General features: G+C 36.9%; 11 protein-coding genes. All 11 read left to right on the top strand.

Annotated features, from left to right (window positions below; all coding sequences use genetic code 11):
• Position 1 precedes the first annotated feature (1 nt).
• The 11 genes from H510_RS0116785 to H510_RS0116735 all read left to right on the top strand — a co-directional run bounded on the left by H510_RS0116785 (position 2) and on the right by H510_RS0116735 (position 12,632).
• Positions 2 to 1,534 carry a SusD/RagB family nutrient-binding outer membrane lipoprotein gene (locus H510_RS0116785; RefSeq protein WP_026905372.1) on the top strand — a complete coding sequence of 511 codons (1,533 nt, stop codon included), beginning with the start codon at positions 2 to 4 and terminating at the stop codon, positions 1,532 to 1,534.
• Between the two features lie 17 nt (positions 1,535 to 1,551).
• Positions 1,552 to 3,138: a DUF5689 domain-containing protein gene (locus H510_RS0116780; protein WP_342662640.1), complete on the top strand. Its 1,587-nt coding sequence runs from the start codon at positions 1,552 to 1,554 to the stop codon at positions 3,136 to 3,138.
• Between the two features lie 154 nt (positions 3,139 to 3,292).
• Positions 3,293 to 4,699, top strand: a complete 1,407-nt coding sequence (locus tag H510_RS0116775) for a calcineurin-like phosphoesterase C-terminal domain-containing protein (protein ID WP_026905370.1) — start codon at positions 3,293 to 3,295, stop codon at positions 4,697 to 4,699.
• A gap of 20 nt (positions 4,700 to 4,719) precedes the next feature.
• Complete coding sequence (locus H510_RS0116770; protein WP_026905369.1) at positions 4,720 to 5,391, top strand: GDSL-type esterase/lipase family protein; 672 nt, start codon at positions 4,720 to 4,722, stop codon at positions 5,389 to 5,391.
• A gap of 173 nt (positions 5,392 to 5,564) precedes the next feature.
• Positions 5,565 to 7,244 carry a GMC oxidoreductase gene (locus tag H510_RS0116765; protein ID WP_026905368.1) on the top strand — a complete coding sequence of 560 codons (1,680 nt, stop codon included), beginning with the start codon at positions 5,565 to 5,567 and terminating at the stop codon, positions 7,242 to 7,244.
• 10 nt (positions 7,245 to 7,254) lie between these two features.
• Positions 7,255 to 8,697: a Gfo/Idh/MocA family protein gene (locus H510_RS0116760; RefSeq protein WP_026905367.1), complete on the top strand. Its 1,443-nt coding sequence runs from the start codon at positions 7,255 to 7,257 to the stop codon at positions 8,695 to 8,697.
• A 24-nt stretch (positions 8,698 to 8,721) separates the two neighbouring features.
• The gene (locus H510_RS0116755; RefSeq protein WP_026905366.1) at positions 8,722 to 9,294 is read left to right on the top strand and encodes a gluconate 2-dehydrogenase subunit 3 family protein; all 573 of its coding nucleotides are present in this window, start codon (positions 8,722 to 8,724) and stop codon (positions 9,292 to 9,294) included.
• Between the two features lie 5 nt (positions 9,295 to 9,299).
• Positions 9,300 to 10,442 carry a Gfo/Idh/MocA family protein gene (locus H510_RS0116750; RefSeq protein ID WP_026905365.1) on the top strand — a complete coding sequence of 381 codons (1,143 nt, stop codon included), beginning with the start codon at positions 9,300 to 9,302 and terminating at the stop codon, positions 10,440 to 10,442.
• A 42-nt stretch (positions 10,443 to 10,484) separates the two neighbouring features.
• Positions 10,485 to 11,537 (top strand): sugar phosphate isomerase/epimerase family protein, encoded by a 1,053-nt coding sequence (locus H510_RS0116745; RefSeq protein ID WP_026905364.1) that lies wholly within the window; start codon positions 10,485 to 10,487, stop codon positions 11,535 to 11,537.
• A gap of 10 nt (positions 11,538 to 11,547) precedes the next feature.
• Positions 11,548 to 11,943 (top strand): c-type cytochrome, encoded by a 396-nt coding sequence (locus H510_RS0116740; protein ID WP_026905363.1) that lies wholly within the window; start codon positions 11,548 to 11,550, stop codon positions 11,941 to 11,943.
• Positions 11,943 to 12,632 (top strand): 3-keto-disaccharide hydrolase, encoded by a 690-nt coding sequence (locus H510_RS0116735; protein WP_026905362.1) that lies wholly within the window; start codon positions 11,943 to 11,945, stop codon positions 12,630 to 12,632. Before H510_RS0116740 ends, H510_RS0116735 begins: the two co-directional genes overlap by 1 nt.
• Positions 12,633 to 12,639: the final 7 nt, after the last annotated feature.

Raw genomic sequence — 12,639 nt, 5'->3', positions numbered from 1 at the left:
AATGAAAACGATATTAAGAATAACGATGATATATATGACCATCTTGGTGTTTATAGCACCAGGATGCCAGAAAGATTTTAAAGAAATTAATACCGACCCTAATGGTACTCCAACTGCATCACCTGCACAGCTTCTTGCTCCAGCTTTGGTGAATACCTTAACGGTAAATATGGTTAGAAATAGAAATCTTAACAACGAGTTGATGCAGGTAACAGTTAATCAAACTGATGCAGAAGCTACAATTTTTAGATATGAAATTAGAAGAAACCTTTCTGACTATGCGTGGAACAACCTATATGTTCAGCTAAACAATTTTAAAGATATTTACAATCTTGCCAATAGTACAGCAAACATAGATAAATCTTACAGAGGTATATCTTTAATCTGTCAAGCTTGGATATTTTCTATCTTAACAGATACTTATGGTGATATCCCATACAGTGAAGCTTTACAAGGGAGAAATTTAATTTTTGAACCTAAGTTTGATTTACAAAAAGATGTTTATGCGGGTATTTTCCAACAATTAGAAGAAGCTAATACTTTATTAGCTGGCGCACCAAATATCCCCGCAGGTAGTGATCCTGTTTATCAAGGAAATGCCTCTAGATGGAGAAAATTCGGAAACTCTCTTTATTTAAGATTGCTACTTCGCTTGTCAGGTAAAGCAGAGGTAGCACAACAAAGTATTGATAAGATAAAAGATATGGTTGATACTAACCCTTCAAATTATCCAAGAATGGTTAACAACGATGAGTCTGCAATTTTACGTTGGACTGGTGTTGGACCATTTACTTCACCTTATGTCTTAAGTGTGAGAGAGCAGGATTGGAGAGACCCAGCCATAGCATCTTTCTTTATAGACCATTTAAGAGATTGGAATGATCCTCGTTTAGATATTTCTACTTGGGGAAGAAATGGTGTAAACAGATGGGGTATTTCGCAAGGGGCTAATGGTTTTGCAGGTGTCCAAAGTGGTTATACTCCTGGTGCTGGAGAGCCTAAACAATCTTTCTTTTACTCTATTGGTTCTGTTGTATCTGGTGCTCCAGCACAAACACTTCAAAATGATCCTTTAACAGGGATGATGATGAACTACGCAGAGCTACAATTTATATTAGCCGAGGCAGCAGTTAAAGGTTGGATAAACGGTTCAGCAGAAGATTTCTATAAATCTGGAGTATTAAATAGCATTACGCTATGGGTACCAACATGGAATATAAGTGTTGATACTTATTTGTTTAATGCAGATATGCAATTTCTGCCAACGGATGGTTTAGCAGAGAAGATGGAGAAAATACACTTACAAAAGTATTATGCCCTATTTTTAACAGATAACCAGCAGTGGTATGAGTATAGAAGAACAGGATATCCAACTTTACCAAAAGGTGCGGGTTTAAGAAATAATGGTATTATGCCAGCTCGTATGACTTATCCTGTTTATGTAGAATCCGCAAACCCAACAAATTATAAACTCGCTGTTGCCGCACAAGGTCCTGATGAAATATTTACTCAAGTTTGGTGGCAAAAACCTTAATCTTAAATTTTAATATCATGAAAATGAAAAGAAATATATTTCTCAGTTTATGCATACTTTCCTTATCGGTGATATGGATAGGATGCGAGAAAAGTAATTATCCAGGAGGTGTTGTAAGTCCTTACATTCCTATATTTGATTTAAGAAGCCTATATAAAGGCGCAGATTTAAATCTTACAGTTGATAATATGTTTGGCTCTTCAAAAATTAGTGCAGTTGTAGTGTCAGACCATTCAGGTAACAATCTTCCAGAAGGATTATTAATCGTTCAAGATAAAAAAAGATTGAACGAGTTAAGAGGAATTTCTATTCCTATAGGGCCAGAAGCTGCTAATTATGTTCCAGGAGACTCTGTAGTAGTAGAAATTGCAGGTGGCGTTTTAAAAAGGGTTGATGGCTTATTACAAATAACAGGTGTTGACGCTTCTAAAGTTACCAAGGTTGCCTCAGGTAAAAATATCCCGGTAAATAGGGTGGGTAGTAATCTTATTCTGGCCAATCCAGATAAGTATGAAAGTACTTTGGTGGCTATTGTAAAAGCCGGTTTTGACCCAATTCCAGCCCCAACAGAAGTTTATGCAGGTGATAAGGTTATTAATGACGGTTTTGATAATCTTACGCTACACACAGCCTCTAATGCCACATTTGCAAATAACTCAGGATTACTCTTCTTAGCCAACTACTACGGCGTAGTTATTAGTAAGCAAAATGCTGAAGGAAATCTTGTTCCCGAGCTTCGTGTAAGAACTTTAAATGATATTATACCTTTAAGTTCATCACCAGAAATTGCAGATGTAATTATCAGTGGTTTTATTAATGATGTTATAGGTGGTGATGGTAATTATGAATACGTTCAATTATTAGCTACAAAAGATATAGATTTTTCTGTAACACCGTATTCAGTGGTCTTTTCTAATAATGCCGGAACTTCACAGCCAACAGGTTTCCCTACAAATGGTTGGGCAACAGGTGGTGGTGCAACCTCTTTTAGAACATATAAATTTAATTTAACCTCTGGTACCGCTGCAAAAGGGACTTTCTTTTATGTTGGGGGCTCTGCTAAATTAATTAATGGTGCTAATTCTACTTCAATTAGTACTGCAAATTGGATTAGGTCTTTCAATTACACTACAACAAATGGTGATGGCTTCGGAACAAGAACTAGTGGTTTAATGGCTAATAGTGGTAATGCTTTTGGTATTGCTGTTTTCAAAGGAACTAATGTTACAAGAGATACACAGCCTATTGATGTAATATTTGTTGGAGCAGGAGGAAGTCTTCTTTCTAGTACTAATCCGCCTGTTGGTTACAGAATTGCTAACACAGATTATTATGATGTTGTTAACCCTATAACATTAGAATCTCAACCTTTCTACAGACAAGGTAGTAATACTTTAAATTTAAATTATACCACACCTACTGATGCTGGTTTCTTTTACAAATTAGGAGGTATTTATAATCCAACATTGGGAAGATGGGTTAGGGCAAGAACACAAACTACTATCATACTAACTAAAACTTCTACTTTAGAGGAGATAGAGGGAATCTTCCCGGCACCTACAACAGATAATCCTGATGGTGTTTCACCAACAACTTTGAGATAATGTAACTAAAATCAAAGAGGCTGTCTCAAATCACCACTTTGTGTCAGGCTGAGCGGAGTCGAAGCCTTTTCTGAGCATATCAGAGAACATTTCGACTCCGCCCAATGTGACAAATAGGATTTTTGAAACAGCCTCGTTTAGTATTCACACAAAAATGAACAGAAGATTTTTTATCAAAAGCACTAGTTTACTAGCCGGCAGTGCTTTTATAAGTTTAAATAGCCATGGTTTTTTAAGTAAGGCTGATAAAACCATCAGCGGAAGCGTAAAAACAGATGGTAAACCATTGGCAGATGTGATTATCTCAGATGGTTTTAGTGTAGTGAAAACCGATAAAAATGGTTTTTATAAACTAAAAGCCCACAATAAAGCTACCCATGTTTTCATGAGTACCCCGGCTGGTTACGAGTTTAAAACTCAAAATCACATCTCTAAGCAATATGAAAATTTAAGTGCTACAAACAGCTTTGATTTCAATTTAACAAAATTGAAACAGAGTGATGATGAACATTATTTCATCATCTGGGCAGATCCTCAGGTTAAAAATAAAGCCGATGTAAAGCAAATGATGGAAGAATCTGTACCTGATGTTCAACAATTGGTTAAAGATTTAGGTGATAAATCTTTGATACACGGTATAGGCGTTGGAGATTTAGTTTGGGATGAACTTGAACTATTTCAAGACTATGCCGAAGCAGTTAAACAAATGGGTATTCCGTTTTTCCAAGCTTTAGGTAATCATGATATGGATTATCGCCAAGGCGGAGATGAAACTTCCGATAAAACCTTTAAGCAAAATTTTGGACCCACTTATTATTCCTTTAACAGAGGAAAGGTTCATTATATAGTATTAGATGATGTGCGCTATCTAGGTGAAGAAAGAAAATACGATGGCTATATTACAGAAGACCAGTTAAATTGGTTACAGAAAGATTTAGCTTTTGTTCCTAAAGAGTATTTGATTGTTATTGGTTTGCATATTCCGGTACATAATTCAGTAAAAAATAATGTAGCATTATATGAGATCTTAAAAGGCAGGCAAGTGCATATCATGTCTGGACATACACATTATAACGATAATTACATCACAGATAATGTTTATGAACACGTACATGGTACTGTTTGTGGCGCTTGGTGGACAGGTCCCATCTGCGGCGATGGCGCACCTCGTGGTTATGGCGTTTATCATGTAAAAGGTAATCAGTTAAGTTGGTATTATAAATCTATGCGTAAGCCTAAAACACATCAAATAAGTTTACATATAGAAGAACTAACAGCGCAAAAAAGGCTTTTAGCCAATGTTTGGAATTGGGACCCACAATGGAAAATAGAATGGTGGGCTGATGATAAATACATGGGCTTACTAGAACAAACCAAAGGTTTTGATCCTTTAAGTGTGAAACTATATAAAGGAGATCAATTACCTAAACCACGCTCTTTTGCAGAGCCTAGAAGAACCGAGCATTTATTTATGGCGCATATCAACCCAGAGGTAAAAAATATCAAAGTACAAGCAACAGATAGGTTTGGTCATAAATACGAAGAGAAAACTGTAATTTAAGCCTCTATAAATTTAAATATATGAAGAAGTTATTATTTTTTAGCCTTGCGCTATTTTTCTTTGCTAGCCATAGCAATGCACAAGCTGTAAAATGGGATAGCACTTACCGCCCCAATAATTTTGAGCTAAAAGTAGAATTATTTAAAAGCTATCCAAACGCTTCAACAGATATCATCTTTTTGGGGAATAGCATTACCGCAGGGGTAGATTGGGCAGAGCTATTAGGTAATCTAAATATCAAAAACAGAGGTATTTCTGGAGATATATCTTATGGTGTTTTAGAAAGATTAGGCGAAGTAACAGAAGGTAAACCAGCTAAGGTTTTTTTGTTAATAGGTATTAATGATATCTCAAGAAATATTCCTGATAGCTTAATCATCAATAATTATTACCGTATTGTAAAGCAAATCAAAAAGGAGTCTCCGGCAACTAAAATTTATTTACAAACCGTATTCCCTGTAAATAATACATTTACACAATTTAAAAATCATTACAATAAAGACGAACATATTGCCGCAGTTAATGCAGGTTTAAAAAAATTAGCAGCAGAAGAAAAAGCCACCTTAATAGATACGCATAAAATATTTTTAGATGCTGATGGTCGCATGAAAAAGGATTATACTCATGACGGTTTGCATTTAAAAGCTGCAGGTTATGCTATCTGGGCACAATCGCTAAAAAAATATTTATAGTTTATAACACTTAAAGCTTTTTTAAGCTTCTTAAACCATACTAAATCATATTTAGTGTGGTTTTTACGTTTATTGGGAAATCCTAATATTACATATTGTAAAAAATACACTTAGGCTATTGTTTATAGAAATTTAATTTCTATATTCACCTAACCAATTTTAATATTAAACGAATGTCAGAACAAAGCTATGATGCCATAGTGATAGGTTCCGGTATCTCCGGAGGCTGGGCAGCGAAAGAACTAACCGAAAAAGGTTTAAAAACTCTTGTGCTTGAAAGAGGTAGAAATATAGAGCATGTTAAAGATTATAAAAATGCTACTAAAGCACCTTGGGAGTTTGAACACAGAGGCAGAAGAACCCAAGAAATGGTTGAAAACTATCCAGTTCTTAAAAGGGACTATGCACTTTCAGAAAAAAATCTTGATTTCTGGGTAAATGAGAAGGAAGCACCTTATACAGAAGTAAAACGCTTTGATTGGTATAGAGGTTATCATGTAGGAGGCAGGTCTTTAATGTGGGGAAGACAGTCTTATCGTTTTAGCGATTTAGACTTTGAAGCAAATGCTAAAGAAGGCATCGCAGTAGACTGGCCCGTTCGTTATCATGAAATTGCCCCTTGGTACAGTTATGTGGAGAAATTTGCAGGTATCAGTGGGTCTAAAGAGAATTTAGCTCACTTGCCAGACGGCGAGTTTCTGCCACCAATGGACATGAACTGTGTAGAAAAAGATGTTGCAGCCCGTATCAGGCAACAATATAAAGATCAAAGACACATGTTTATAGGTCGTGTTGCTCATGTTACGGCTCCTGTTAAAGGTCGTAGCAATTGTCAGTTTAGAAATAAATGCTCGTTAGGTTGTCCTTTTGGAGCTTATTTCAGTACACAATCTTCTACCTTACCAGCAGCCATGGCAACTGGCAATCTTACGCTTCGTCCGCACTCTATCGTTACTAAAATTCTTTATGATAAAGACACCCAAAAAGCTACAGGTGTTGAGGTTTTAGATGCACAAACTAATCAAACTTATGAGTATAAAGCGAAGGTAATTTTCCTTTGCGCATCAACCTTAAACTCTGCTTGGGTTTTAATGAATTCTGCAACCGATGTTTGGGAAGGCGGTTTAGGAAGTAGCAGTGGCGAGCTTGGTCATAACCTGATGGATCATCATTTTAGATTAGGTGCATCTGGCGTTGCAGAAGGCTATGATGATAAATACTACTACGGAAGAAGACCAAATGGTATTTATGTACCACGTTTTAGAAATATGAATGGCGAAAAGCGAGATTATCTACGTGGTTTTGGTTATCAGGGAGGTGCTAGCAGGCAGGGTTGGAATCGTGAAATAGCAGAGTTAAGCATAGGTGCCGAGTTAAAGGAAGCTTTAATACAACCCGGTCAATGGACTATGGGTATTACAGCTTTTGGCGAGATTTTACCTTACCATGAAAATAAAGTTACCCTAGATAAAACCGTAAAAGACAAATGGGGCTTGCCTGTTTTAGCTATCGATGCTGAGATAAAAGAGAATGAAATTAAAATGCGTAAGGATATGATGGATGACGCTAAAGAAATGCTTGAAAAAGCAGGTCTTAAAGATGTTAAAGCGCATGATAATGGTTACGGTTTTGGTCAAGGTATTCATGAAATGGGTACAGCCCGTATGGGTAAAGACCCTAAAACTTCTGTGGTAAATAAGCATAATCAAGTTTGGGATGCTAAAAATGTTTACGTTACTGATGGCTCTTTCATGACATCGGGAAGCTGCGTAAATCCATCTTTAACCTATATGGCTTTTACTGCCAGAGCAGTATACCACGCTGTTTCTGAACTTAAAAAGATGAACCTTTAATACCTTAAACATGGAAAATAAAAGTAATCAACAAAGTAGAAGAAACTTTATTAAATCTGGTGCAATTGCAGCGGCAGCTTTTACTATTGTACCCAGACATGTTTTGGGTAAAGGCTTTTTAGCACCTAGTGATAAACTTTATATTGCTGGTGTTGGGGTTGGCGGTAAAGGTTATAGCGATTTAAAAAGCTTTCACACATCAGGCAAAGCCGTTATCAATTTCTTATGTGATGTTGATGATAGAAGATCATTAAAAGCAAGACAAGATTATCCAACAGCAAAATATTATAAAGATTGGCGAGAGCTTTTTGATAAAGAATCAAAAAACTTTGATGCCGTTTGCGTTTCTACACCAGACCATAACCATGCTATTACAACTTTAGCAGCCATGCAGTTAGGTAAGCATGTTTATGTACAGAAACCGCTTACACATGATATTTATGAGGCTCGTGTCTTATTAGATGCCGCTAAAAAATATAAAGTAGTTACCCAAATGGGTAATCAAGGCGCTTCAGATGATGGAGTTAGGCAAATGCAAGAATGGTTTGATGCTGGAGTTATAGGTAAAGTTCATACCGTTTACTGTTGGACAAACCGCCCCGTATGGCCACAAGGTATTCCTTGGCCTACACAAGCCGCAGAAATTCCAAAAGAATTAGATTGGGATTTATGGTTGGGTACAGCACCTCAAAAAAACTATGTAGATAAATTAGTGCCTTTTAACTGGCGTGGCTGGTGGGATTATGGCACCGGAGCACTAGGCGATATGGGTTGCCATTTAATGGAAGGTCCGTTTACAGTTTTAGGTTTAAATGCAGCAACTTCTGTTGAAGCTAGTGTTGGTTCTGTTTATGTTGATGAGTTTAAACGCGGATATTTCCCAGATTCTTGTCCACCTTCTAGTCATGTTATCCTAAACTTCCCGGCAACGGCAAAAAATAAATCGGCAATTAAATTACATTGGATGGATGGCGGTATACAGCCAGAACGCCCAGAAGAATTAGGCCCTAATGAAGTATTTGGCGATGGCGGCAACGGTATGTTATTTATAGGTACAAAAGGCAAAATGATGGCGGGTACTTATAACCAAAACCCTCGTTTATTACCTACCAGCAAAACTCAGGAAGTAAAAGTTAAACAAAAATACGATAGAGTAACCGGAAGCACCAATGGCCATTATGCACAATGGGTAGAAGCTTGCTTAGCAGGTTATGGTAACAAAGAACTGAGCTCGCCATTTGAAAAAGCAGTTCCTCTAACAGAAGCTCTTTTAATGGCCAATTTAGCCATCAGGTCTTATGATATCAAAACGCAAAAAGATGGTAAAGACATTTTCCCAGGCAGAAACATCAAATTACTTTGGGATAATGCGCAAATGCGGGTAACCAATTTTGAAGAAGCCAATCAGTTTGTAAAAAGAAACTATAGAGCCGGCTGGACGCTAGGTGTTTAATTAAAGACCAAAAACATTAAAATCATGAATAGAAGAGAAGCCATATCATCAGTAGCCCTGTTATTAGGGGGAACTGTTTTAGGGGCAGAAATTTTCACTTTAACAGGTTGTACATCATCGCCAAAGCAAATAAATGATTTGTTTAATAGCAATGATGTTTTACTATTAGATGAAATTGCAGAAACCATTATTCCAGAAACCAATACACCAGGTGCCAAAGCTACCAAAGCGGGCGAGTTTATGGCCTTAATGGTGAAAGATTGTTATGATAAAGAGCATCAAAAAGTTTTCCTTGATGGGTTAAAAAACATTGATGAAGAAGCTAAAAAACAATATAAAGCAGATTTTCTTGCTTTAGACAAAGACCAGAAAAAAGCTTTATTAACCAATTTAGATAAACAACAAAAGGCTTATCAAGAAACCAAGGAAAAAGATACTCCACCACATTATTTTAGAATGATGAAAGAACTAACCTTATTAGGATATTTTACGTCAGAAATAGGTGGTAGTCAGGTTTTAACTTATGTAGAAGTGCCAGGCAGATTTGATGGATGTATCCCTTACAAAAAAGGAGATCCGGTTTATCTAAATCCGTAATATTTATGAAGCAGAAATTAAGATTAGGAATGATAGGTGGCGGTCCCGATGCTTTTATTGGGGCAGTACACCGTATTGCGGCAAGAATTGATGATTGTTACGAGCTGGTTTGCGGTGCTTTCAGTAGCTCGGCAGAAAAATCTGCAAAAACAGGAGCTTTGTTAGGCTTATCGCCAGAGAGAGCTTATCCATCTTACCAAATACTCATAGAAACCGAGAAAAGTTTACCAGAAGACGTAAGAGTAGAAGTTATCAGTATCGTAACACCAAACCATTTACATTTCGAGCCAGCTAAAATGGCTTTAGAAAATGGTTTCCATGTTATTTTGGATAAACCTATCACACTATCCCTTCAAGAAGCATTAGCGTTAGAAAAAATACAGCAACAAACAGGTAAAAAACTGTTGTTAACCCATACTTACACGGGTTATCCTATGGTGAAGGAAGCTCGTCAGCAAGTTTTGGCAGGTAAACTAGGAGCTATAAGAAAAATCTATGTAGAATATCCACAAGGCTGGTTAAGTACAGCGGTAGAAAATAAGCAAGCCGATTGGCGTACAGACCCATCTAAAAGTGGTATTGCCGGAGCCATGGGCGATATTGGTACTCATGCTTTTAACCTTGCAGAGTATGTAACTGGTTTAAGTGTTACTAAGCTTTGCGCTGATATTAATACCGTTATTGATGGCAGAAGATTAGATGATGATGGTGCCGTTCTACTTAAATTTAATAACGGTGCAAGTGGCGTTTTAATGGCTACACAAATAGCTGCCGGTGAAGAAAATAATGTTAAAATAAGAGTATACGGAGAAAAAGGAGGTTTAGAATGGCAACAAGTGGACGCTAATTCTTTAGTTATAAAATGTTTAGATGCACCTGCGCAAACCTTCAGAACTGGTGGTGCTTATGTAAGTTCTTTTGCTTCGCATAATACACGTACACCAGCTGGGCATCCGGAAGGTTATTTAGAAGCTTTTGCTAACTTGTATAGAAATTTTGCTTTAACTGTTTTGGCAGAAATGAACCAGCAGCAGCCAGCAGCAGAAGCGCTTGATTATCCAAGCGTAACAGAGGGTGTTAGAGGGATGACTTTTATTGAAAAAGTTATCGAGTCTGGAAAATCATCCCAAAAATGGATAAATTTTTAGTTTCTCTATACTCAATACGCAAATCTCATATCTAAAAGAAAAATGAAAACAATAAAAGGACCAGCATTATTTATAGCACAATTTATAGGAGACCAAGCGCCTTTTAACAGTTTAGATAATATTTGTAAATGGGCAAAAGACTTAGGTTTTAAAGGCTTGCAATTACCTACAAATGATAGTAGGTTTTTAGACCTGAAATTAGCAGCAGAAAGTAAAACTTATGCCGATGAAATCAAAGGAAAAGTAAATGCAGCAGGTCTAGAAATTACCGAACTCTCTACACACCTTCAAGGGCAATTGGTAGCCGTACATCCTGCTTACAACGATTTATTTGATGCTTTTGCTCCTGCAGAATTACATAAAAATCCAAAAGCTAGAACAGCTTGGGCCGTACAGCAATTAAAGTATGCCGCACAAGCATCAAAGAATTTAGGTTTAAATGCACACGTTACTTTTAGTGGCGCTTTGCTTTGGCCTTTTGTTTACCCTTGGCCACAACGCCCAGCAGGTTTGGTTGATACCGGTTTTGATGAACTGGCAAAACGCTGGAAACCTATTTTAGACGTTTTTGATGAAAATGGCGTAGACCTTTGTTATGAACTACATCCTGGCGAGGATTTACATGATGGTGTAACTTTTGAAATGTTTTTAGATAAAGTAAATCATCATAAAAGAGCCAATATATTGTATGATCCTTCGCATTTTGTATTACAATGTTTAGATTATTTGGCTTTTATCGATATTTACCATGAGCGTATAAAAATGATGCATGTTAAAGATGCAGAGTTTAACCCAACGGGCAAACAAGGGGTTTATGGCGGCTATCAAAACTGGATAGACAGAGCTGGACGTTTCCGCTCTTTGGGCGATGGACAGGTGAATTTCAAATCGGTATTTAGCAAGTTGGCACAATACAATTACGATGGTTGGGCAGTTTTAGAATGGGAGTGCGCTATCAAGCATCCAGAAGATGGAGCCAGAGAGGGAGCAAAATTTATTGCAGATCATATCATCAGGGTAACAGAAAAAGCTTTTGATGATTTCGCAGCTTCCGGTGGCGATACAAATTTTAATAATCAAGTTTTAGGTATATAACAGTATCATTATGAAAATCAATAAAGTATTAAGTTTAAGTATTCTTGCAGTTAGTTTATGGGCTTGTGGTGGCGGTCAGCAAAATACAGAAAGTACAAATTCAGAAACTTCTGCAGCGACAGAAAGTGTAGCAACACCAGATGTAGAAGAACCAAAGGGTAAGCAATTAATAGCACAATCAGACTGTTTGGGTTGCCATAAAGAACAACAAAAATTAGTAGGACCATCTTATGCAGATGTAGCTGCGAAATATGAAGCTACACCAGAAAATATTACCATGCTTGCTGGTAAAATTATCAACGGCGGACAAGGAAATTGGGGAGAAGTTCCAATGTCTGCTCATCCGCAAGTTAGCCAAGCTGATGCTGAAGAAATGGTTAAATATATTTTAACAATTAAGAAATAATGAGAAGTATTTTAACCTGTATGTTGGTGTTATTGGTAACGCTATCATGTAAATCGCAAAAAATGAAAGCTAATAAAGGCTGGGAAAATTTATTAGCAAACGGTACTCAAGGTTGGCATACTTACGGTAAAGCAGAAACAGGTACCGCTTGGACGGTAGAAGATGGTGTTCTCCATTTTAAACCTGTTGCAGATAAGGCTCAACGTGGAGACTTAGCTACTGATAAAGATTACGCAAACTTTCATTTAAAATTAGAATGGAAAGTTGCTAAAAAAGGAAATAGTGGCATCATGTTCAATGTGCTTGAGGATGCTAAAAAATATCCACAACCATACCTTACTGGTCCAGAAATGCAGGTTTTAGATAATGATGGTCATCCGGATGCTAAAATATTTAAACACAGAGCTGGAGATTTGTATGATTTAATTCCTTGTAGCAAAGAAACCGTTAAGCCAGCTGGCGAGTGGAATAAGGCAGAAATTATAAGCAATAATGGCAAGTTAGAATTTTATTTAAACGGAGTTAAAGTAGTTTCTACCACCATGTGGGATGATGCTTGGAACAAAATGGTTGCTGCCAGTAAGTTCAAAACCATGCCTGATTTTGGTAAATTTAAATCAGGAAAAATTGTATTACAAGACCATGGCGATGAAGTTTGGTTTAAAAACATCATGATAAAAGCGCTTTAATTCAAAC

The organism is Pedobacter glucosidilyticus DSM 23534, from assembly GCF_000425145.1.
GTDB classification, from domain to species: Bacteria; Bacteroidota; Bacteroidia; order Sphingobacteriales; family Sphingobacteriaceae; genus Pseudopedobacter; species Pseudopedobacter glucosidilyticus.
This window is presented reverse-complemented; position numbering and strand designations above follow the sequence as displayed.

Excerpts from the sequence above, each read along its gene's own strand:
- H510_RS0116785 (WP_026905372.1), top strand. The coding sequence starts at position 2 with ATGAAAACGATATTAAGAATAACGATGATATATATGACCATCTTGGTG.
- H510_RS0116780 (WP_342662640.1), top strand. The coding sequence starts at position 1,552 with ATGAAAATGAAAAGAAATATATTTCTCAGTTTATGCATACTTTCCTTA.
- H510_RS0116775 (WP_026905370.1), top strand. The coding sequence starts at position 3,293 with ATGAACAGAAGATTTTTTATCAAAAGCACTAGTTTACTAGCCGGCAGT.
- H510_RS0116770 (WP_026905369.1), top strand. The coding sequence starts at position 4,720 with ATGAAGAAGTTATTATTTTTTAGCCTTGCGCTATTTTTCTTTGCTAGC.
- H510_RS0116765 (WP_026905368.1), top strand. The coding sequence starts at position 5,565 with ATGTCAGAACAAAGCTATGATGCCATAGTGATAGGTTCCGGTATCTCC.
- H510_RS0116760 (WP_026905367.1), top strand. The coding sequence starts at position 7,255 with ATGGAAAATAAAAGTAATCAACAAAGTAGAAGAAACTTTATTAAATCT.
- H510_RS0116755 (WP_026905366.1), top strand. The coding sequence starts at position 8,722 with ATGAATAGAAGAGAAGCCATATCATCAGTAGCCCTGTTATTAGGGGGA.
- H510_RS0116750 (WP_026905365.1), top strand. The coding sequence starts at position 9,300 with ATGAAGCAGAAATTAAGATTAGGAATGATAGGTGGCGGTCCCGATGCT.
- H510_RS0116745 (WP_026905364.1), top strand. The coding sequence starts at position 10,485 with ATGAAAACAATAAAAGGACCAGCATTATTTATAGCACAATTTATAGGA.
- H510_RS0116740 (WP_026905363.1), top strand. The coding sequence starts at position 11,548 with ATGAAAATCAATAAAGTATTAAGTTTAAGTATTCTTGCAGTTAGTTTA.
- H510_RS0116735 (WP_026905362.1), top strand. The coding sequence starts at position 11,943 with ATGAGAAGTATTTTAACCTGTATGTTGGTGTTATTGGTAACGCTATCA.